Origin of the sequence: Streptomyces sp. NBC_00271 (assembly GCF_036178845.1) — a bacterium.
Lineage (GTDB): Bacteria > Actinomycetota > Actinomycetes > Streptomycetales > Streptomycetaceae > Streptomyces.
This window is the reverse complement of sequence record NZ_CP108070.1, coordinates 5,593,192-5,614,675: the sequence shown is the minus strand read 5'-3', so window position 1 is coordinate 5,614,675 and position 21,484 is coordinate 5,593,192. Positions and strand designations below refer to the sequence as shown.

The window sequence follows — 21,484 nt, the reverse complement described above, 5'->3', positions numbered from 1 at the left end:
CAGATACATTCAGCCGCGGTCGACGCGTTCCGGCGCACACCCCCAACCGTTGGGGGGTGAGGTCTGACCCGGGTCCGCGAAGTGCGGTCCTGTGCAAGGGCCAGTAATAGGGGAGTTAGGCATGGCTCAGGGCACCGTCAAGTGGTTCAACGCGGAGAAGGGGTACGGCTTCATCGCGGTCGACGGTGGTGCGGATGTATTCGTCCACTACAGCGCGATTCAGATGGACGGCTACCGCACCCTGGAAGAGGGTCAGCGGGTCGATTTCGAGATCTCGCAGGGCCAGAAAGGGCCGCAGGCGGACATGGTCCGACTCGCGACCAGCTGAAGCACGCGCCGACTGACTGTTCGACGTGACGAAGGGCTCGTATCCCATGGGGTACGAGCCCTTCGGTCTGTCCGCGCACTGTCATGACACCGTCGTGGGCCCGCTCGCGCACCGGCGCGACGCGCGGGTTGCGCGCCCCTTCTCACCTGCGGATCAAGGGAAGGCGCTTGCACTCGGCAGGGGCGAGTGCTAATCATTGGCGTTAGCACTCTGAAGGTGAGAGTGATAACGAAGGACCGGGTCGGTGAGGCCCGCAGGCCAGGTGGTGCAAGGAACCACGGGGCAGGCAGGCCGTCCGTCGCGGGCGCCAGCGCGGTCCGGAGCAATCCACCCCAGTCCGGGAGGACCACTTCACATGGCCAAGATCATCGCGTTCGACGAGGAGGCACGGCGCGGTCTCGAGCGCGGGATGAACCAGCTCGCCGACGCCGTCAAGGTCACCCTTGGCCCCAAGGGCCGCAACGTCGTCCTCGAGAAGAAGTGGGGCGCCCCCACGATCACCAACGATGGTGTTTCCATCGCCAAGGAGATCGAGCTCGAGGACCCGTACGAGAAGATCGGCGCCGAGCTGGTCAAGGAAGTCGCCAAGAAGACGGACGACGTCGCCGGTGACGGTACGACCACGGCGACCGTGCTCGCCCAGGCGCTCGTCCGCGAGGGCCTGCGCAACGTAGCCGCCGGCGCCAACCCGATGGCTCTCAAGCGTGGTATCGAGAAGGCCGTCGAGGCCGTCTCCGGTGCCCTCCTTGAGCAGGCCAAGGACGTCGAGACCAAGGAGCAGATCGCTTCCACGGCCTCCATCTCCGCCGCCGACACCCAGATCGGCGAGCTCATCGCCGAGGCGATGGACAAGGTCGGCAAGGAAGGCGTCATCACCGTCGAGGAGTCCCAGACCTTCGGTCTGGAGCTTGAGCTCACCGAGGGTATGCGCTTCGACAAGGGCTACATCTCGGCGTACTTCGCCACCGACATGGAGCGTATGGAGGCCGTCCTCGACGACCCGTACATCCTGATCGCCAACTCCAAGATCTCCTCGGTCAAGGACCTGCTCCCGCTGCTGGAGAAGGTCATGCAGGGCGGCAAGCCCCTGCTGATCATCGCCGAGGACGTCGAGGGCGAGGCCCTGTCGACCCTGGTCGTCAACAAGATCCGTGGCACCTTCAAGTCCGTCGCCGTCAAGGCTCCGGGCTTCGGTGACCGCCGCAAGGCCATGCTCGGCGACATCGCCATCCTCACGGGCGGCGAGGTCATCTCCGAGGAGGTCGGCCTCAAGCTGGAGAACGCGGGTCTGGACCTGCTGGGCCGTGCCCGCAAGGTCGTCATCACCAAGGACGAGACCACGATCGTGGACGGCTCCGGCTCCGCCGACCAGGTCCAGGGCCGGGTCAACCAGATCCGTGCCGAGATCGAGAACTCCGACTCGGACTACGACCGCGAGAAGCTCCAGGAGCGCCTGGCGAAGCTGGCCGGCGGCGTGGCCGTCATCAAGGCCGGTGCCGCCACCGAGGTCGAGCTCAAGGAGCGCAAGCACCGCATCGAGGACGCCGTTCGCAACGCGAAGGCGGCCGTCGAGGAGGGCATCGTCGCCGGTGGTGGCGTGGCCCTCATCCAGGCCTCCTCGGTCTTCGAGAAGCTCGAGCTCTCGGGTGACGAGGCGACCGGCGCCAACGCCGTGCGGCTCGCCCTGGAGGCCCCGCTCAAGCAGATCGCCGTCAACGGTGGTCTCGAGGGTGGCGTCATCGTCGAGAAGGTGCGCAACCTGCCCGTCGGCCACGGCCTGAACGCCGCGACCGGTGAGTACGTCGACATGATCGCCGAGGGCATCATCGACCCGGCGAAGGTGACGCGCTCTGCCCTGCAGAACGCCGCCTCCATCGCCGCGCTGTTCCTGACCACCGAGGCCGTCATCGCCGACAAGCCGGAGAAGGCCGCCGCGGCCGCTCCGGGCGGCATGCCGGGCGGTGACATGGACTTCTGATCCTTCCGAGGATCGGTTTTCCTGCCGAGGGCGGCACTCCCTGGAAACAGGGGGTGCCGCCCTCGGGCGTGTCCGGGGTCACAGGGCGAGGTGCCGGGCGGCCGGAATGACATGAACGGCCGGAGAGTTGTGGTTGACGCACCATCGATGCATACGCACATACCATCCGGTACTCGAGGAGCCCCCACACGTGTCTACGACTGCCCCCGCCTCCCGCGCGGCCGAGATCCTGTCCCGCCCTGTCTCGCTGAACGGCCTGACCGTCCCGAACCGGATCGCGATGGCACCGATGACCCGGCAGTTCTCCCCGGGCGGCGTCCCCGGTGAGGACGTGGCCGAGTACTACGCCCGCCGCGCTGCCGCGGGCGTGGGCCTCATCGTCACCGAGGGCACGTACGTCGGCCACGACTCGGCGGGCGAGAGCGACCGCGTCCCGCGCTTCCACGGCACGGAGCAGCTCGCGGGCTGGACGAAGGTCGCCGACGCGGTGCACGCGGCGGGCGGCACGATCGTTCCGCAGCTGTGGCACATCGGCATGGTGCGCAAGGCGGGGAAGCCGCCGTACGCCGACGCCCCCGCGGTCGGCCCCTCCGGCATCCGTCTCGACGGCACCGAGGGCACCGGCAAGGCCATGACCCAGACCGACCTGGACGAGGTCATCGCCGCGTTCGCCGAGGCCGCCGCCACCGCCGAGCGGATCGGCTTCGACGGCGTCGAACTGCACGGCGCGCACGGCTATCTGCTCGACCAGTTCCTGTGGGCGGGCACCAACCGGCGTACGGACGCGTACGGCGGTGACCCCGTCGCCCGTACGAAGTTCGCGGCGGAGATCGTCGCCGCGGTCCGTGACTCGGTCTCGGCCGACTTCCCCGTCCTCTTCCGCTACTCGCAGTGGAAGTCGGACAACTACGACGCCCGGCTCGCCGAGACCCCGGAGGAGCTGGAGGCCATCCTGACCCCGCTCGCCGCCGCCGGCGTCGACGCCTTCCACGCCTCCACCCGCCGCTACTGGCTCCCCGAGTTCGACGGCTCCGACCTGAACCTCGCGGGCTGGACCAAGAAGCTCACGGGCAAGCCCACCATCACCGTCGGCTCGGTCGGCCTCGACGGCGACTTCATCAAGGCCTTCATGGGCGAGAGCTCCCAGGTGGCCTCCCTCGACAACCTCCTCGACCGCCTGGAGCGCGACGAGTTCGACCTCGTCGCCGTGGGCCGCGCCCTCCTCCAGGACCCGGAGTGGGCGGCGAAGGTCCTGGACGGACGGCTCGAGGAGCTCGGGTCGTACGACCCGAAGGCGCTGAGCACGCTCAGCTGAACGAAGGCAGGGTCATGCGTCCGCCGTGGCCTCCTCGCGGCGACGCATGACCCGGCGCTCGATCGCTTCCACGTCCAGGCGGGCGTCGGGGTCGTCGCCGCGCGCGCGTACGGCGGCGCGGACGAGCGCCAAGTAGAAGAGCGCCGGAGCACAGGGCGTCCACGACTCGGCCGGCTGCTCCTGGATGAAGGAGAGTACGGACTCGGGGTCCGAGGGAACGAAGGCGAACCTGTCGTGCTCCCACTTGTCCTCGATGCCACGGCTCCAGCGGTTGCGCAGCTCGTCCTCTCCCAGCCCGGTGAGCACAGCTCGGAAGAAGGCCGCCCACTGGTTGTTGCGCAGGTCCAGGCCGAAACCGAGGAGCTCCAGGTCGACGTCGTCCGACGCCTGGACGGCCAGTTCCTCGCGCAGGGCGCGGCGGGCCACCGCGTACAGGCTGATCCGGCCGTCGGCGGACACGTCGTGGTTGGCCGCCATGCCCTCGTTGGCGGAGGAGTTCCAACGGGACTTGTTGGGACCCACGACCTGGGCGCTGCGGTGCGAGAAGAGCATCTTCGAGTCGGTGCCGGTCTCCACCGCCACGTTCACACCGAAGCTGCAGAACATGTACGCCGGAGCGTCGACCGGATCCCGGCTCTCCAGATACTGCTGACGCAGGGACAGCCCGTTCTCCTGCTTGCGGTCCAGATTGATGGAGGTGGTGAGGAAGTCGTAGTAGTCCGCGTCGCGAAAGGTGAGCGTGACGACCGGCTCCTCCTTCGTATGGGTGCGGGTGACGACCAGCCGTTCCACGGCGAAACGGGGGTTGTTCCAACGGTGCGGTTCGCCCGCTGCCTCTCTGCGCCTCTCTTCGTCCTCGATCGCCCGGCGCCACCGGCCGATTTCGTCGGGGAACTCCACCCGCTCCGGGATGTATCTGATGCGGACGTTCGCCTCGTGGATGGGGCGGGTGCCGTCACCCTCGTACAGGTGACAGTCGGTCTGCCTGCCGACCACGTTGACCCTTTCCCGCTGAGCCATCAACTGCCCCTTCAGTAAAGTAAATTGCTCAGATCATCTCTCGGTGTGCGGCAGCCATACTAGGGGGCGGGGTGAGGCTATGTCCCGGTCTGCGCCACATGGGGCATTACGGGCGGAGGGGCTCGTCGCGACGGTCGTCGTCGACACCTACGACAACCCGAACCGGCAGGGCGGACGCGAGATTCTCTCCCATGTCGGGGAGGCCCGGCGGAAGTTCACGCGGCTCGTCTGCCCCGGACTCGGGTTCGGTGTCCAACTGCGGCTCGACGAGGCGGGCAGCTCACGCCAGCACCTGTGGACGGGCGTGGAGGAGTTCCGCGCCCACGGGGCCAGACGGAAGATTCTCTACTGGACCGGACACGGCGTGGACCTGGGAGAGAAGGGTTACTACCTCGCCTGCCGAGACAGCTGGGCGGAGGGCAGCTTCGACGGCGGCCGTGCCATCGCCCTGACGGAGCTGGTCGACTGCCTGCTGGCGCCCGGCGGCGAGGCGGAAACCTTGCTCGTCGTCGATGCGTGCTCGTCGCACGGGCACCTTCCGCAGGCCCTGAACCGCGCGCTGAGCAAGGACAGGGAAACCGTCGGCACCGCCTACCGGGAGCGCGAACACGGGTTCGTGGTCATCGGTACCTCCGGCGTCGGCCGCGCCATCCCCGAGGGCCGATGGGTGGACTGGCTCGACGAGGCGCTCGCCGATCCGGGCGTACGGATGGCGGATTACGTACGGCCCTTGGAGCCCTCGGCGCTGTACCTGCCCGTGGAGTACCTGCGGGAGGCGGTGGACCAGCGCGCCGCCGCCTCTGGGCTGGACCAGGCCGAGGAGCGGCCCGGCTATGTCGAGGTGCACTCCCTTCCCAACAGCTTTCTGCACAACCCGTACTACAACGAGGACGACCAGCCGCACCGGACGGCACAGCTGCACGGCGACGATGCCGAACCGTGGCTGCGGACCGAACACTTCGGTCTGGAGGACGGCGGTGACCTGGAGCAGATCTTTGCCGGACGGCACGGCGCGCTGAGCCGACTGGTCAGATGGCTGGACACGCATTCCCAGGGGCTGCTGGCCGTGACCGGACCGGCAGGCTCGGGCAAGACCGCGCTGTTGGGCCGGCTGGCGCTGATGTCCGTACCGAAGAAGTGCGAACGCCTGGACCCACCTCCCCCGCCACAGGTGCGTCCCCGGCCGGGCACCATCCACGCGGTGATCTCCTGCCACGGTCAGTCGCTGGTCACCCTCACCAGAGCGCTGTGGCAGGTGCTCACGGCCTTCGACGAAATGGCGCCCCTGCCCGAAGGCGCGACCACGACGACCACCTGTCTCGTGGCGATCGACGCGCTGGTGCGCAGCAGGGGCTCCCTGAACGTGATCTTCGACGGACTCGACGAAGCCATGCCGGAGCAGGCGCACGAGATCGCCAGGCATCTGTTGAATCCGCTCGCCCGCTCCCGAGGGGTCAAGGTCGTCGTCGGCACCCGCCCGCAGCCACGCCAGCAGGCCGCCTATCGGGAGCCGGAGGAGACCCTCCTGGAGACGCTGGACCAGACCGCTCCCGCACTCGCCCTCGACGAGGACGACGAGACGGAGCGGGACATCGCCCGGATGGTGGAGACCGTCCTCGCCACCGGCTCGTCCTGGGCCGGCGTCGAGGCACGGGAGGAACGGCACCGCGCGGCGGAACGTATCGCGGAGGAGAGCGGACGGCTCTTCCTGGTGGCCCGGCTGATGGCAGCCGAGCTGGTCCGTGAGCACGCCCGCATCTCCGAAGAGCAGCTGGTGGAGCGCATCCGCGCGGGTGGCGCCGGACTGCGCGAGCGCCTGGCCCAGGAAATCCGGTACCTCGGCTCCGCGGGCGCGCTGCGCGCGGAGGAACTGCTGCGGCCGCTGGCGCTCGTCCAGGGACGCGGCCTCCCTGCTGCCCGTAGACCGGACAGACGGCTGTGGCTCGCGCTGGCGAACTGCCTGCGTAACCCGGCATCGGAGGAACTCACCGAGGGGGCTCTGTCAGCCGTGTTGAAACGGGCCGTGGGCAGCGTCGTCACCGCCCAGCGCGAGTCAACCGAGGCCCGCAGCTACCGCCTCGCCCACCCGAGCTACGGTGCGTACCTTCTGGAGAGCGCCCGACTGGACCCGGGCGAAGGACACCGCCGCGTCGTCGAGACACTGAGCGCACACGACGAGGCCGACTGGGACGCGGCACACCCCTACGTTCTGCGCTATCTCGGCGCGCACGCGGCACAGTCCGGCTCCCGGTCGCTGGAGTCGCTGTTCGCCGATCCGCATTTCCTGGTGCGCACCGACCCGGACGTCATGCTGCCCCTCGTCACTCCGCTGCTGCGTGAGTCGGAGGGAGCGGCGCTCTACGCACGGGTGGCGGACCGGTTCCGGTTCCATACGGAGGTCGTTGAGCGGAAGGCGATCCTGCGGGCCGCCGCCTTCGTGAGCCACCGCGACGGCCTTTACCGCATGCTCCTCACCCGCGCCGGTTTTCTCGAACTGCCCTGGCGCGAGCTGTGGACGGACGCGCCGCCCGAGCCCCTGGAGCTGCGCTGGCCGGCCCCGCTGGGAGGTGCGCGTGCCATCGCCTGGACCACCTCCGACGGCGGGCAGCGCATCTCGGTCGGCGGGCAGGGAGAAGTGGTGGTGCAGGACGCGCGCACGGGCAGGCGGCTTCTCACCCGCCGGACGGGAGACGACCGCGGTGTACGCCGCACAGCCCTGACCGAGGTCAGGGAGACCGGGGCCGGCAGCCGTCGGGTGACCGTGGCCAGCGACAGCGGAGTTCTCTCGTTCTGGGTCGGCCCGGAACGGACCCCTGCGCAGGCCTACCAGTGGGGCGGCGCACCGCACAGCCTGACGCTCGAGCGGTGCGACGATGTCGTGCTGGCCATGGCGGCGGACGGACGCATGATCTGGGCATGGCGCTGGCCGTACCGGGAGCGCCCGGCGGACGGAGGGCTCGCGGACGTGCCCGGCGTGGCTGCCGACCGGATCGCCCTGGCGGCACTCGGCGGGCGCCGCTTCCTCCTGGTCGCCCATCGGGGGGTCACCTTGTGGGAAGTCCATCCCCAGGCACCACACGGCTCCGGGCTGCTCGGCGACTCCTGGGTGCTGAGCGGGGAGGGCGCACCCGCGTACGCGACGGCGGCCCTCCCCGACGGTGAATCGCGGACCTGGCTGGCCGTGGCGGACGGCCAGACGGCCACCGTCTGGCGACTCTCGGCACCCGTTGGCACCTTGGCACCCGGCAGCTCATCGGCGCGTCGTCCGCCGGACTGGGAGGAGATGCTGACGGTGGACACCACGGCACGGGGCATCACGCTCGGGCATCTCGCCGACCAGCCGCTGATCGCTCTGCACGAGGGTGCCACGATCAGGGTGCGCGGCATCCTCGACACCGCCCTGGCCTGCTCGTTCGAGCTGAGCAGCCCACGAGAACCCGAGGCGTTGGCTTTCGATCCCGCCGGTTCGGGGCTCTTGGCGGCGGGCGACGGCCCGGACGTACGGCTTCTGGACGTCGCTTCGGCGCTGCGCGCGGTGCGCCGGGCCCGCCGTCGCGGGCACTACCAGCGGGCCCTGGTCGCGCTCGCCGCGTCCGGTGAACCGGACGGACCGACGCTGCTGTGCCAGGTGTGGGGCGGCGACGTCCTCGTCGGGCTGCAACCGGAAAGCCGCCCCGGCGCCGGTGTCCACACTCTCCTCCACCATGAAGAGAGCGTCGCGGCGGTCCGCGCGCTGTGGCATCACGACCACTGGATCGTCGCGGTGGCCGCCGGACGGCAGGTACGGATCTGGCGGCTTTCGGCGCAGCTCGACGAGCGGAAGCAGGACGACCCCCTGGAACTCGAGGACGATCCGGGTGTGCCGGTCCCGGGGTTGGGACTCACGTCGGCGGGTGACGCCGTACGGCTCTTCGTCCCGGAGCGCGGAGAAGTGACGTGCTGGGAGATTCCACGGGAAACGGCGGGAGCGCGTGCCGGCCGGCGCAGAGCGGGCGCGGTCTACGCCGGAGTCACGGTGATGTGGTCGTGCGCGAGCGCGATGAGGGACGGCCGGACCTGGCTCGTGACGCATGCCGGGGACGGTTTCCGGCTGTGGGAGAGCACGCCGGACGGCTTGGCCGCCGCCTCCGGGATTCTGGGCGCGGGGACCGTCACCGTGGATGCCGTGCTCGGGGAGTACCACGTCGATGAGCAGTCCGTCCCGCTCGTCGCGTGGGCGGAGGGCGAGCGGGTGCGGATCGCGGAGTGGACCGGTCGCCGCTGGAAGCCCACCGACCTGACCGTCCCCAGGCCGGGGCCCACCGCGTTGCGGTTCTCCGGAACTCCTGATCGCCCGCTGCTCCTGGTGTGCGGGGGCACACACACGCTCTCCGTGTGGGACATGCGCAACGGCGTGTGGGTGGACGAACTCGCGGTTCCGTACCGCGGCTTCGATGTGGAGACGGCGGACGCGGTCTCCACGGCATCGGCTGGGGGGATCACGCTCGCGCTTCAGGGGAGCCAACGCTGCGACCTGATCGAGGTCCGTCCCGACGCGCTGCCCCGACCGGTGACGAGGAGACGGACCGGCGGCCTGTGACGTGTCTCAGGACAGGCCCCCTACGACAGAACCCGAACGACCGTGGCCTTGCCAGGGCCGCGGCGCTGGATGAACGCGACGGAACGCGACAGATAGGAGACACACCGATGGAGCACGACCTCGTCGTCTTCGTCCCCGGCATCCTCGGCAGCCGACTCACGCGGGGCGGCGAGGACGTCTGGCACCGGTCCTCACAGCGCATCATGTTCCACTCCGTCAAGGAGTTGGCGAAGCGGCCGCTGAAACCGGCGGCGGCGTTCGAGGAACTCATGCTGCCGCCGGGCATCGGGGACAACCGTCCGGAGCCGCGGTGGGCGGTGTCGGCGGACGAGCCGGTTAAAGGTGCCGATGCGCTGCCGGGCTTGCTGGCCACCCTCGGCCAACCGGACATCCGGGGCATGCTGGGAGGCCTCACCGACGGGCAGTACGTGTCGTTCACGTACGACTGGAGGCTGTCGAACCGGGTTACGGCCGCCGAGCTCAAGAAGCGGGTCGGGCGTGAGCTGGCGCGCTGGCGGGAGTATGTGAAGCAACATCTCCCGCACGTCGAGGACGAGCCGAAGGTGATGTTCCTGTGCCACTCGATGGGCGGGCTGATCACGCGCTACTACCTGGAGTGTCTGGGCGGCGCGGAGACCGCCCGGGCCCTGGTGACGATCGGCACCCCGCACCGGGGGGCCGCGAAGGCGGTTCGCTTCCTGACCGGCAACGGGGTCGGACCCGGAGACGACCAGCCGTGGCTCGTGCGGGCGGGCGCCGTGGCCGCCGGCGCCTATCTCAACAGCGCGCTCATGGAAGTCAGCCGTACGTTCCCGTCCGTGGCACAACTACTGCCGGTCTACCAGGCCGTGGTGGAACCGGGCAGGACCCGCAGACGCTACTTGGACGACGAGGGCGTGTCGGTTGCCGACCTGCCGTCGGAGCTGATCAAGGACGCTTTCGCGTTTCACACCGAGTTCGAGGAGGCGTGCGAGCGCAACCGGCTGCGCGGCGGTGGACCGTGGCCCTCGTACCGCGTCCACAGCATCGGTGGGCGAGCCCACCCCACCGTGCACGGAGTCCAGATCGAGCCGGGCGGTCGGCTCAAGTTCCCGAACCAGCTCGACGACACTTGGGACTGGACCGGTGATGGCACCGTGCCCGAGGAGTCGGCATTCCCCGGGTGGGCCCTGCGCGACATGAGCGACGGGGTGTGGAACGGCTACCGGCACGCCGCTCTGCCCGGCGGCGGGTCGGTCGGCCACCAACTGGTGACCATCCTGCGGGGCCGCACCGCGCGGAACACTCTGGCGGGCGATGAGGAGTTCGGCATCACGGCCCCTGAACTGGCCGTGGCCGGGGAACCGTTCGACGTCGTGGTGCAGGGTGCCGACGACAGCCGTACCGTTCGCGCCGGACTCAGGCAGGACGGGAAGGCCGCCATCGAGCCGGTGATCCTGCGGCCGGACGGGGACGGACTGCTGCGGGGCGAGCTCACCGCGGCGGCCGGCACCTGGGTTCTACAGGTAGAGGCGGACGGGCCGCAGGTAGTGCACCGGGATGTGGTGACGGTTGTAGAGCCGTGAGCGCCAGAACCTGTCTCTCGCGAACACGACGAGAGGGTCTGTCCGAAATCGCATCCAGGCGGTCACCTCCCCATCCCCAGGGGGTGATCGCCTGGTTGTTTCGTAGCACGCTGTTCCCTCAAGGACCCGTTCCGGTCCACCCGTACCCAGGGAGCCGTCGTGACGTCAGTAGGAGCGAGCGTGGTGCGCACCCACGCCGGTGCGGTGCGTGGTCGCCGGGAGGACGGGCTGGTGGTCTTCCGGGGCATTCCGTTCGCCGAACCGCCGGTGGGGGACGCGCGGTTCGCCGCCCCGCGTCCGGTGACCGCCTGGGACGGCACCCGCGACGCCTTCGCCTTCGGGCCGCCGCCCCCGCAGGAGTCGGGATTCCAGGGCCGTACCCGGGTGATCGACGCGCCCATGGGCGACGACTGGCTGACCGTGAACGTCTGGACGCCCGACCCGGACCCGGCCGCCGGCCGTCCGGTGATGGTCTGGATCTACGGCGGCGCCTACAAGCTCGGCCACTCCGGCAGCCCCGGATACGACGCCCGCCGCATCGCCCGCGACGGCGACCTGGTCGTCGTCACCCTCAACTACCGCCTCGGCGTGGAGGGTTTCGCCCGGATCGACGGAGCCCCCGCCAACCGGGGGCTGCTCGACCAGGTCGCGGCCCTGGAATGGGTACGGGAGAACATCGCGGCCTTCGGCGGCGACCCCGGCCGGGTCACCGTCTTCGGCGAGTCCGCGGGCGCCGGGTCCGTCGCCTCGCTGCTGGCCATGCCCAGTGCGGCCGGGCTGTTCGGTCGGGCGATCGCGCAGAGCGTGCCCGGCCCCTTCTTCTCCGACGGCCTCGCCCGCGACATCGCCGCCGCCATCGCCGCCGAGGCGGCCCTGCGCCCGACGGCCGCCGACCTGTCCTCGGTGGATCCCCGCCGACTGACCGCCGTGGGCGAGGCGTTGGGGCCCAAGATGCGGGAGTTCGAGGACAGGTGGGGCATGGTCGCCCACACGCTGACCGCCTTCTCGCCCGTCGTCGACGGAGAGGTACTGCCGACCGCCCCCTGGCAGGCGCTGGCGGCCGGCTCGGCACGGGACGTGGAACTGATCGTCGGGCACACACGGAACGAGTACCGGCTGTTCGCCGCGCTGGGCGGCCAACTCGGGACGATCACGGATGAGCAGGCGACGGCGGCACTGCACACCTTCGGACCGGGACCGGGCTTCGGGGCTGACGGCGAGCGGGCCTACCGCGCCGCCTTTCCCGACGCCTCTCCCGAGGAGCTCTACGAGTGGGTGCACTCCGACGCGGTGTTCCGTATGCCCTCGTTGCGCCTGGCCGAGGCGCAGATCGCGGGCGGTGGCCGCGCGCACGTCTACGAGCTGGCCTGGCCCGCGCCCGCCTACGGAGGCGCGCTGGGTGCCTGCCACGGCCTCGACATACCGCTGCTGTTCGGAACCTTCACCGCCGACCTCGGCCTGATGCTGTTCGCCGGGGTCGGCTCGTCCCCGGAGGCCGAGGCCGTGTCGTCCCGCTTCCGCACGGCCTGGACGGCGTTCGCCACGACCGGAGACCCGGGCTGGCCCGCGTACGACACCGAGCGGCGGCCGACCCAGGTCTTCGACACGGAGTCGGTCGTCACCGCGTATCCGCATGAGACCTCGCGCCGGCTATGGGAGCACCATGACTTCGGGGCGCTGCCGTTGATCGGCTGAGGGCTCGGGTACGTCAACCGGCCGGCTTCTCGGTGCGCAGGACCGTGGCCAGGCGTGGGAGTCCGTCCGGTCCGTGGCCGGCGGCGACGGCCCGGTCGGCGGCGCCCTTCGCCGCGGTCAGCGCGCCCACCTCCAGGCCGTGGGCGGTGGCCGCGTCGATCAGGTGGGTGATCGTCGTCGCCGCGGAGGCGATCGTGGAGCGCTCGCCGGGGTAGTCGCCGGTGCGCAGCTGACCGGCGAACCGCGGGATCATCTCGGACAGCAGACCGCTGATCCCGATGGCGAACGGGGCGAGGTCGTCGGGTGCGATGCCCTCGGCCGAGGCGAGGGCGAAGGAGTGCGCGACGCCGTACACCGACGTGGTGAACAGGTCGAGGAGCGCCACCTCGTATGCCGCCGCCCGGCCGGGATCGGCACCGAGATACCTACCGGTGCCGCCCACGGCGGCCATCGTGTCCCGTACCGCCTCGTGCACCTCGTGCGCCCCGCTGTAGAGCACGGCGGCGGCCGCCGTGCCGACGACCTGGGTGGGGGTGAGGATCGCGCCGTCCAGGTAGCGGATGCCGTGCGTGGTTGCCCAGTCCGCCATCGAGCGGGCTCGGGCCGGCGCCCCGCTGGTGAGGTTGGTGAGCAGGCGCCCCTCCCAGCGCGCCGGCGCGACCGGCTCCAGCACCGCCCGTACAGCGTCGTAGTCCCGCAGGCAGGCGACGACCACCCGCCCGGCACCCACCGCGTCCGCCACCGACCCGGCGACGGCGGCACCCCGGTCGGGCAGGTCGCCGGCCCGGCCTGGCGTGCGGTTCCACACCGTCACCGGGTGACCTGCCGCCAGGAAGGCGGAGGCCAGGGCGCGGCCCATCGGGCCGAGGCCGAGGACGGTGACGGGAGCGGGCGGGGCGGACGGGTCGGGGTACGGCCGGGTGGTGTCCTGCGTGGATGAGGTCATGCTTGGACGCTAGACATTCACGTTGACGTGAGAGTCAAGTCCCTGTTGGACTCGGCCTCATGAGGATCGGTGAACTCTCACGGCGTACGGGTGCCAGCCCGCGGGCCCTGCGCTACTACGAGGAGCAGGGGCTGCTGTCGCCGACCAGACTGCCGAGCGGATATCGCGAGTACGGCGAGCGGGACGTGATGACCGTGCGGCGCATCCAAGTCCTGATCTCCGCCGGACTCGGCACGTCCGTCATCGCGGAGATCGTGCCCTGCGTGGAGGACGACACCGTCGTCCTGGCGGGCAAGTGCCCGGAGCTCATCGAAGGACTCGCGCAGGAGCGCGGGCGGATCACGGCGGCGATCGACGACCTGACCGCCGCGCGCGACATCCTCGACTCCCTCGTCGGCCGCCCTCTCTGGAAAGACCTCCGGCGCGTGTAAGGAAATGCCGGGCTCATGACATCTACAGGGTGTGGAGAACATGAAGACCGCGACCGACCGTGAACGCGCCGCACGGTTCACGGCCTTGTATGTCCGCGACCACCCGCGTGTGTCCGCCTTCGTGCACCGGCGGGTGGGTGACCGCGATGCGGCGGAGGAGCTCACGGCCGAGGTCTTCCGGATCGCTTGGGAACGCGCGCTCGGGGGCACGGAGGTGACCACCGGCTGGCTGTTCGTCACCGCGCGCAATCTGCTGAGCAATCACCACCGCGCCACGACCCGGCTGACCGAGCTGCACCGGCGCATCACCGACGAACTGGACCGTGCGCCGGCGTCCGCGGAGGACTCCGTGGTGCTCGAAACCCTCGAACGGCTTCCCGAACGACACCGGGATGTCCTGCTGTTGCGCTACTGGGACGGCCTCAGCACGGCCGAGACCGCCGAGGTCCTCGGATGCAGTGGCCCAGCGGTCTGGGTCCGGCTGCACCGCGCCCGCGAAGCCTTCCGCGACGGTTACGCCTCACCCGCGTCCCTCTCATCCGAGGAGTCGGCATGATCAACGTGAAATCCCTTGTCCAGCACGTCAATCCGGTGCCGGATCCGCCCACGAACGGCATGTCGGCGCGTGCGCGGGACGAACTCGCCGAACTGATCGGGTCCGACCTGGTCGAGGCCGTCGAGACGAAGCGGCGGGGACCGGCCCGGAGGCCGTCACGGCGGGGGGTCCTCGTGGCAGCCGTCGCCTGTACGGCCGCCGCGGTGGTCGCGGGAGTCGCCGTCTTCGCCCTGAACGACCCGAAGGAGCCCGGCGGGGGCGGCGGGGGCCCGATGGCGGACGAGCCGTACTTCAGGACGACCGCCGAGCTGGAGTCCGCTTCGGTCCTGATCGTCCGCGCGCGGCTGGGCGCCGGGCACGAGGAGACGTCCGACGGCCTCACCGAGACCGTCGCCACGGCTGAGGTGCTGGCGACGGCCAAGGGCACGTCCCCGACGGGCGGCAGGATCGAGCTGGCCTATACGACACCCGGATCCGGGCCCGAGACGGCGGACCTCGCCGCCGGGAAGGAGTACGTCCTGCTGCTCGACGAGCTGGACGGCGGGCGCTTCACCCCGGTCAACACCACCCAGGGCGTGTACGGGGTCGATGGCGGGCACGCGGTCGCCGGCGCCGACAACGACGTCACCCTGAGCGCGGGAGTGGTCAAGGCCCTGAAGCTGACGCCTTGACGGTACCGAGGGCGTCAGATCGCGCCAAAATTGCTGACAATTTTGTGGGCGATTGCTTCGGTTTGGAGGTCGGCACGGCAAGGTGACCGTGGTTGTGGCTGGTCAGGGCGGTGGCCGGATCCCGGTGCCGTCACTGGAGACGCAAAGGAAGGCTTAAGAAACGGCTGTTGTCCTGGGGGCTCGTTGTTCGAACGAGCCGCGAAGATAGGAGATGGTCGCGAAGTCAGTGAAGCGCGGGACAGTGGTCATGGGGCTCACCGTGGGTGCCGCGGTGCCGGCGGTCGGGTTCGCCTCTGGTGCGCGGGCGGCGAGCCGAACGTCCGCGGCGTCGTCCGCGGCGTCCACGGACTCCTCCCTGGTCTTCGATCCGAGCAGCTACACGGAGTTGACCACCAGCATCACGGACACCACCGGCACCGCCCACGAGGTCGTCTACCACTTCTACAAAGTGGCCTCGTACGTGGCCACCCCGGTGGACGCCACCTATCAGTCCCTCAACGTCAGCGTTCCGGTGAAGATCGACGGGAGCGTCGTGGACGCGTCCGGCGCTCCCATCCTCTTCGCCAACCAGGTCGGCGGCTACATGCCGTCGTCCGTCGCGAACGCCACCGGCATCGGCGCGGGCGGTGGGATGGGCCCCGGCGGCCCGGGCGGGCCCGCTGAACGACGAAGCGCGCACGCCGACTCCGCCGCGAGCCGCCAGCAGCTGGCACTCGCCGCCGGGTACGTCGTCGTGGAACCGGGCGCACGCGGGCGGTCACTGGTCGACTCCAGCGGGACGTACTACGGCACCGCTCCCGCCGCCATCGTCGACCTCAAGGCCGCGGTGCGGTACGTGAAGTTCAACAAGGGGCGCATCCCGGGCAACGTGGACCGGATCGTCTCCGCGGGAGTCAGCGCGGGCGGCGCGCTGTCCTCGCTGCTCGGCGCGTCCGGCGACAGTCCGGTCTACGACTCCTACCTGCGGGAGCTGGGCGCGGCCGACGCGAGCGACGCCATCTTCGCCACCGGTGCCTGGTGCCCGATCACCGATCTCGAACACGCCGACATGGCGTACGAGTGGAACTGGGGCGCCAACCTGCTCAGCAGCGGCTCGGCCGTCGACCAGACCATCTCCAAGGCGCTGAGCAGCGCGTACGGCGACTATCTCGCCTCCCTGAGGCTGACGGCGAAGGGCTTCGGCACCCTTACGGCGCGCAACCTCGACGAGTACCTGGTCAGGACCCACCTGGAACCGTCGGCCACCCAGTACCTCGCGGCGCTGTCGGCCGCGGACCGCGCGACCTATCTGGCCGCGAACTCGTTCATCACGTGGTCCGGCGGCCGGGCGGCCTTCTCCTGGGCCGACTTCCTCACCCACGTGGGCGCCCGCAAGAAGAACACCCCGGCGTTCGACGCCTTCGACCTGTCCGCCCCCGAGAACAACGAGTTCGGTACGGGGACCACCGCCAACCGGCACTTCACCCTCTACAGCCTGCGCCACGAAGAGGGTGCCAGCGCGCGCCTCGACAGTGACATCCCCGCGAAGCTCCATCTGATGAACCCGATGTACCACCTCGTGGACAGGGTCAACGAGCACCGGTCGAAGCACTGGTGGATCCGCCTCGGCACCAAGGACAGCGACACCGCGCTCACCGTGGCGGGCAACCTCGCCGCCCGCCTGAAGAACCTCGGCGACGACGTCGACACCTCGTACTACTGGGACGCCGGCCACGGCGCGGACAACGACCCGGGCGACTTCGTCAAGTGGATCGCGACGGTGTCGGGCTACAGGTTCTAGCCTGGAGGTATGGGCGGTGGCCTCGTCACGCTGTTCCTGGCCGGTGATGTGATGCTCGGCCGGGGAGTCGACCAGATCCTTCCGCACCCCGGCGATCCGAAGCTGCGGGAGTCGTACGTCAAGGATGCCCGCGCCTATGTGGAGCTGGCCGAGGCGGCGAACGGCGTGATTCCCCGCCCGGCCGGCTTCACCTGGCCCTGGGGCGACGCGCTGGACGTGCTCGCCGCGGTGGCCCCCGACGCCAGGATCCTCAACCTGGAGACCGCCGTCACGCGCAACGACGAGGCCGCGCCCGGCAAAGAGATCCACTACCGGATGCACCCGGCCAACCTGCCCGCCCTCGCCGCCGCCCGTCCGCACGCCTGTGCCCTGGCCAACAACCATGTGCTGGACTACGGCCGCCGAGGGCTGGAGGAGACCCTCGACGCCCTGGCGGACGCGGGTCTTCGCGCGGCGGGAGCGGGGCGGGACGCCGACGAGGCCCGGCGTCCCGCGATCGTCCCCGTCACCGGCGGTCGGCGCGTACTGGTCTTCTCCGTGGGGGTGGCCTCCAGCGGCATACCCCGCGGCTGGGCCGCCACGGCACAGCGCAGCGGGGTCGACTTCGTCGCCGAGCCGTCGGACGCCGCCGCGGCCGGGATCGCGACCCGGCTGCGGCCGGCCAAGCGGCCGGGCGACATCGTGGTCGTCTCGGTCCACTGGGGATCCAACTGGGGCTACCTCGTCCCGCGTGACCAGGTCCGCTTTCGGCCATGCGCTCGTCGACGGCGGCGCGGACGTCGTGCACGGGCACTCCTCGCACCATCCGCGGCCGTTGGAGTCGTACCGGGGAAAGCTCATCACCCACGGCTGCGGCGACCTGATCAACGACTACGAGGGCATCGGCGGCTACGAGGAGTACCGGGACGATCTCCGGTTGCTGTACTTCGTCACCGTGGACCCGGTCGACGGCAGGTTCCACGATGTGCGCGTCGTCCCGATGCGTTCCCGGCGGATGCGGCTGGAGCACGCGACGGTCGAGGACTCGCGATGGGTGCGGGACGTTCTGAGCCGGATCAGCCGGGCCTACGGCTCACGGGTCGAACTCGACCCGGACGGCACCCTCACCGTCCGCCCGGCTCCGGACCGTCCGGACCGGACTACTTCACTCGGGACTCGAGGAGCTCACCTCACCCCGGGAGGCGACCATGTACTTCGCTGATCGAACCGACGCGGGCCGGCAGCTCGCCGCCCGGCTGCACCACCTCAAGGGCCAGGACCTCGTGGTCGTGGGACTTCCCCGCGGCGGCGTCCCGGTCGCCGCGCAGGTCGCCGAGGCCCTCGGCGCCCCGCTCGACGTCTGCCTCGTGCGCAAGCTGGGGGTGCCCTTCCAGCCGGAGCTGGCCATGGGCGCCATCGGGGAGGAAGGCGTCCGCGTCATCAACGAAGAGGTGCTGCGGGGGACGGGTGTGACGGACCGTGCGCTGGCGGCGGTGGAGGAACACGAGCGCGGCGTCCTGCAGCAGCGGGCCCGCCGCTACCGGGGGGAGCGGCAGCCGGCCCGGTACGAGGGACGGACGGTCCTGGTGGTGGACGACGGGCTGGCGACCGGCTCCACGGCGCTCGCTGCCTGCCGGATCGCACGCGCCCGCGGCGCGTCACGGATCGTGCTGGCGGTACCCGTGGCGCCGCACGACTGGTCGTCCCGCCTCGGAGGCGCGGCGGACGAAGGCGTCTGTCTGCACACCCCCCGGCTGTTCTACGCGATCGGCCAGTTCTACACGGACTTCGGGCAGACGAGCGACGAGGAGGTCATCGCCTGCCTGGAGCACAACCGCGCGGCGCACGCCACGTTCGACGCACCGCCGGCCGCGGGCAGCGCCTCCCCGGAGCACGCTCCCCCGCCCTATGACGGGGAGGTCCGGATACCGGCCACGGGCGCCGCGCTCGACGGGCGGCTGACGGTACCCCGCGGCGCCCCCGGGGTCGTCCTCTTCGCCCACGGCAGCGGCAGCAGCAGGAAGAGTCCGCGCAACCGCTTCGTCGCCACCGGGCTGAACCGCGCCGGTCTCGGCACCCTTCTGTTCGATCTGCTCACCGAGGCCGAGGCGGTGAACCGGGACAACGTGTTCGACACGGCGCTGCTCGCCCGCCGCCTGATCCAGGCGACCGCATGGCTGCGTGAGCAGCCCGGCATCCAGGGCATGGAGTTCGGATACTTCGGTGCCAGCACCGGCGCCGCCGCCGCGCTGTGGGCCGCGGCGGAGCCCGCGGCGGACGTCGCGGCAGTCGTCTCCCGCGGGGGCAGGCCGGATCTGGCCGGCGCCAGGCTGCCGGAGGTGAAGGCTCCGACGCTGCTCGTCGTCGGAGGCCGTGACCACGTCGTACTGGATCTCAACCGGCAGGCCGCGGCGCGCCTGAACTGTGAGCATCAGCTGGCCGTCGTCCCCGGTGCCACCCATCTCTTCGAGGAACCCGGCACCCTGGAATCGGTCACCGAGCTGGCCACGGACTGGTTCAGCAGACATCTCGCCTGACGCAATGACCCAGGGGGCCGGATCGGCTACAGGTTGCCCATCGGCTCGATGTCCACCTTCACCGGTGTGCCCCAGATGCGCAGCACCTCGTAGTCCGTGAACTCGTGGACCAGGCGGTAGGCCATGCCGGGGCGCGGGGTGCGGCGCTCCGCGGCGAGATACCGCTCCGCCTCGACGCGGTCGCGGCGCGGGGTGCCGCACAGCTGCCACGCCTGCCCTGTCCACACCTCCGGCAGCCAGCGCTGCTGGGGCTGGGGGCGGTCGGCCCGCACGCCGTACCGGGACATCGTGCGCTCGGGTGCCTCGTCGGCGCCGCCGGGGCGGCCCTGCGGGAAGGCGTCGTTGACCTCGGTGCGGCGGGCGGTGCGCCGCCGTGTCTCGCAGAGCAGACAGAGGTCGACGGCGCCCTCGTCCACCGGGCCATTGGGGTGCTCGGCGCAGCGCGTCGTGGGCACCGCCGTCGTCACCGTCTCCTCCAGCAGGTCCAGCGCCCGCTTCAGGTCGGCCTTCACCTCGTGCAGCTTCGCGTCGGGCGTGTCGGCGTTCAGCGCGTCGCCGTGCTCGCCGAGCACGCGCAGGGCGCGGCCGAGGGCGGTCAGCTGTGCGTGGTTCACGGTGGTGGATTCCCTCCCGGGTCGGTGTCCTGCCCCTCCTTCGAAGAATCGCACACGCCACTGACAGTGCCCCCGACCGTCCTTGCGAGGCCGAAGAAGTACGTCGCCGCGAAGCCCACCGCATACCCCGTCAGCAGCCCGCCCGCGTAGACCGCCGCCGTCAGGGCCAGTCCGCCCGTGCCCTTGAGCAGGGGGAACAGCGCCCAGCCCGAGGGGCCGATCGCCGTGGAGCCGATCTTGTCGCCGAGCATCGAGAAGAAGCCGACGAAGGCGCCGCCCGCCGCCCCGCCCGCGCAGGCGGTGACGAAGGGGCGGCCGAGGGGGAGCGAGACGCCGTAGATCAGGGGTTCGCCGACGCCCAGGAGGCCCGCGGGCAGCGCCGATCTGATCGTCGTACGGAGGGACTCGTCGTGGTGGAGGCGGACGTAGACCGCGAGTGCCGCGCCGACCTGCCCGGCGCCCGCCATCGCCAGGACGGGGAGCAGGACCGTGTAGCCCTGCTGCTGGATGAGGGTGGTGTGCAGCGGGATCAGGGCCTGGTGCAGGCCCAGCATCACCAGGGGGAGGAACAGGCCGCCCAGGACCAGGCCCGCGAAGACGCCCGTGTGGTCGAGGAGCCAGTTCGCGCCCGTCCCGATGGCCGTCGACAGCTCGCCTGCCGTGTACATCAGGACGTAGAGCGTCACCAGGCCGGTGAGCAGCACGGTGAGGGTGGGGGTGACGAGGACGTCGAGGGCTTCGGGGACCCAGCGGCGGCACCACTTCTCCACGTACGTTCCCAGGAGCGCGGCGGCCAGTGCGCCGAGTACCCCGCCCTGGCCCGGCGCCAGGGTCATGCCGAAGGCCGTCACCTTCGCGACCCCCGCGTACACGACGATCGCCGCCACCGCGCCGCCCAGGACCGGGGTGCCGCCGAACTCCTTCGCCGTGTTGTGGCCGACGAACACCGCGATCAGGGCCATGAAGCCGGAGGCGATCGCGGCGAGGGCGGGGGTGAGGGAGGGCAGCCACCCCAGATTGACCAGCAGGCCGCCCAGGCCCGCGATGACTCCGCAGCCGATCAGGGCGGGGATCAGGGGGACGAAGATGTTCGCGATCCGGCGGAGGAGGAGTTTGAGGGCGGTCGCGTTGCGCTGTTGCCGGGCCGCCTTCCACTCGGCTCCGCGTGCGGCCAGCGCGTCGGCCGTGCCGGTGACCGGCGCACCGGCCGTGCCGGCGACGAGTGCCTCGAACTCGGGGGCCACCCGCGCGACCGCGCCCGGCCCCAGGACGATCTGGTAGCTGTCGTCGTCCGCGACCACGCCCAGTACGGCGGGCAGGGACCGGAGAGCGTCCTCGCGTACGAGTGTCCGGTCCCGCAGGCCCAGGCGCAGGCGGGTCATGCAGTGGGCGACGGAGGTGACGTTGGCGGCGCCGCCGACCAGGGGGAGGATCGCGGCGGCCGTGGCGGCATGGGGGGTGAGGTCGTTGGTTGTGCGCACTCCCCGAGG

The 21,484-nt window shown here is 70.8% G+C and carries 15 protein-coding genes and 1 pseudogene; 12 read left to right on the top strand and 4 right to left on the bottom strand.

Going from position 1 to position 21,484, the window contains the following annotated elements:
* The first annotated feature begins 121 nt into the window (after positions 1–121).
* From OG798_RS25605 to OG798_RS25595, 3 genes are all read left to right on the top strand, one after another.
* Positions 122–328 carry a cold-shock protein gene (locus OG798_RS25605; protein ID WP_019057200.1) on the top strand — a complete coding sequence of 69 codons (207 nt, stop codon included), beginning with the start codon at positions 122–124 and terminating at the stop codon, positions 326–328.
* Between the two features lie 355 nt (positions 329–683).
* Positions 684–2,306 (top strand): chaperonin GroEL, encoded by a 1,623-nt coding sequence (groL, locus tag OG798_RS25600; RefSeq protein ID WP_095853971.1) that lies wholly within the window; start codon positions 684–686, stop codon positions 2,304–2,306.
* Between the two features lie 190 nt (positions 2,307–2,496).
* A complete protein-coding gene (locus OG798_RS25595) occupies positions 2,497–3,621 on the top strand; it encodes an NADH:flavin oxidoreductase (protein ID WP_097225511.1) in 1,125 nt (374 codons plus the stop codon).
* Between the two features lie 12 nt (positions 3,622–3,633).
* On the opposite strand, the gene OG798_RS25590 is transcribed toward OG798_RS25595, so the two are convergent.
* Positions 3,634–4,641 carry a translation initiation factor 2 gene (locus tag OG798_RS25590; RefSeq protein ID WP_121415746.1) on the bottom strand — a complete coding sequence of 336 codons (1,008 nt, stop codon included), beginning with the start codon at positions 4,639–4,641 and terminating at the stop codon, positions 3,634–3,636.
* A gap of 79 nt (positions 4,642–4,720) precedes the next feature.
* Between OG798_RS25590 and OG798_RS25585 the strand changes: the two genes are divergently transcribed.
* From OG798_RS25585 to OG798_RS25575, 3 genes are all read left to right on the top strand, one after another.
* On the top strand, positions 4,721–9,220 hold the full coding sequence (locus tag OG798_RS25585; RefSeq protein WP_328757729.1) for an ATP-binding protein: 4,500 nt from the start codon (positions 4,721–4,723) through the stop codon (positions 9,218–9,220).
* A gap of 107 nt (positions 9,221–9,327) precedes the next feature.
* Entirely contained in the window at positions 9,328–10,785 is a 1,458-nt protein-coding gene (locus tag OG798_RS25580; RefSeq protein WP_121415748.1) for a lipase family alpha/beta hydrolase, read from the top strand.
* Positions 10,786–10,944: 159 nt separating this feature from the next.
* Entirely contained in the window at positions 10,945–12,480 is a 1,536-nt protein-coding gene (locus OG798_RS25575) for a carboxylesterase/lipase family protein (RefSeq protein ID WP_438948388.1), read from the top strand.
* Between the two features lie 13 nt (positions 12,481–12,493).
* On the opposite strand, the gene OG798_RS25570 is transcribed toward OG798_RS25575, so the two are convergent.
* Positions 12,494–13,426, bottom strand: a complete 933-nt coding sequence (locus OG798_RS25570) for an NAD(P)-dependent oxidoreductase (protein ID WP_267062191.1) — start codon at positions 13,424–13,426, stop codon at positions 12,494–12,496.
* 59 nt (positions 13,427–13,485) lie between these two features.
* Between OG798_RS25570 and OG798_RS25565 the strand changes: the two genes are divergently transcribed.
* The 6 genes and pseudogenes from OG798_RS25565 (at position 13,486) to OG798_RS25540 (ending at position 19,380) form a co-directional block, all read left to right on the top strand.
* Positions 13,486–13,857 (top strand): MerR family transcriptional regulator, encoded by a 372-nt coding sequence (locus OG798_RS25565; RefSeq protein WP_121415751.1) that lies wholly within the window; start codon positions 13,486–13,488, stop codon positions 13,855–13,857.
* 40 nt (positions 13,858–13,897) lie between these two features.
* Positions 13,898–14,413: an RNA polymerase sigma factor gene (locus OG798_RS25560; protein ID WP_267062190.1), complete on the top strand. Its 516-nt coding sequence runs from the start codon at positions 13,898–13,900 to the stop codon at positions 14,411–14,413.
* A complete protein-coding gene (locus tag OG798_RS25555) occupies positions 14,410–15,084 on the top strand; it encodes a hypothetical protein (RefSeq protein WP_267062189.1) in 675 nt (224 codons plus the stop codon). Before OG798_RS25560 ends, OG798_RS25555 begins: the two co-directional genes overlap by 4 nt.
* 247 nt (positions 15,085–15,331) lie before the next feature.
* Entirely contained in the window at positions 15,332–16,864 is a 1,533-nt protein-coding gene (locus tag OG798_RS25550) for a subtype B tannase (RefSeq protein WP_328757728.1), read from the top strand.
* Between the two features lie 9 nt (positions 16,865–16,873).
* Positions 16,874–18,065, top strand: a pseudogene (locus OG798_RS25545) (CapA family protein).
* The gene (locus OG798_RS25540; protein ID WP_267062188.1) at positions 18,052–19,380 is read left to right on the top strand and encodes a phosphoribosyltransferase family protein; all 1,329 of its coding nucleotides are present in this window, start codon (positions 18,052–18,054) and stop codon (positions 19,378–19,380) included. The pseudogene OG798_RS25545 and the gene OG798_RS25540 overlap by 14 nt, the downstream one beginning before the upstream one ends.
* A 26-nt stretch (positions 19,381–19,406) precedes the next feature.
* Here the strand turns inward: OG798_RS25540 and OG798_RS25535 are convergent, their stop codons facing one another.
* A complete protein-coding gene (locus tag OG798_RS25535) occupies positions 19,407–19,994 on the bottom strand; it encodes a hypothetical protein (RefSeq protein WP_067371811.1) in 588 nt (195 codons plus the stop codon).
* Entirely contained in the window at positions 19,991–21,475 is a 1,485-nt protein-coding gene (locus OG798_RS25530) for a PTS transporter subunit EIIC (protein WP_328757727.1), read from the bottom strand. Before OG798_RS25530 ends, OG798_RS25535 begins: the two co-directional genes overlap by 4 nt.
* Positions 21,476–21,484: the final 9 nt, after the last annotated feature.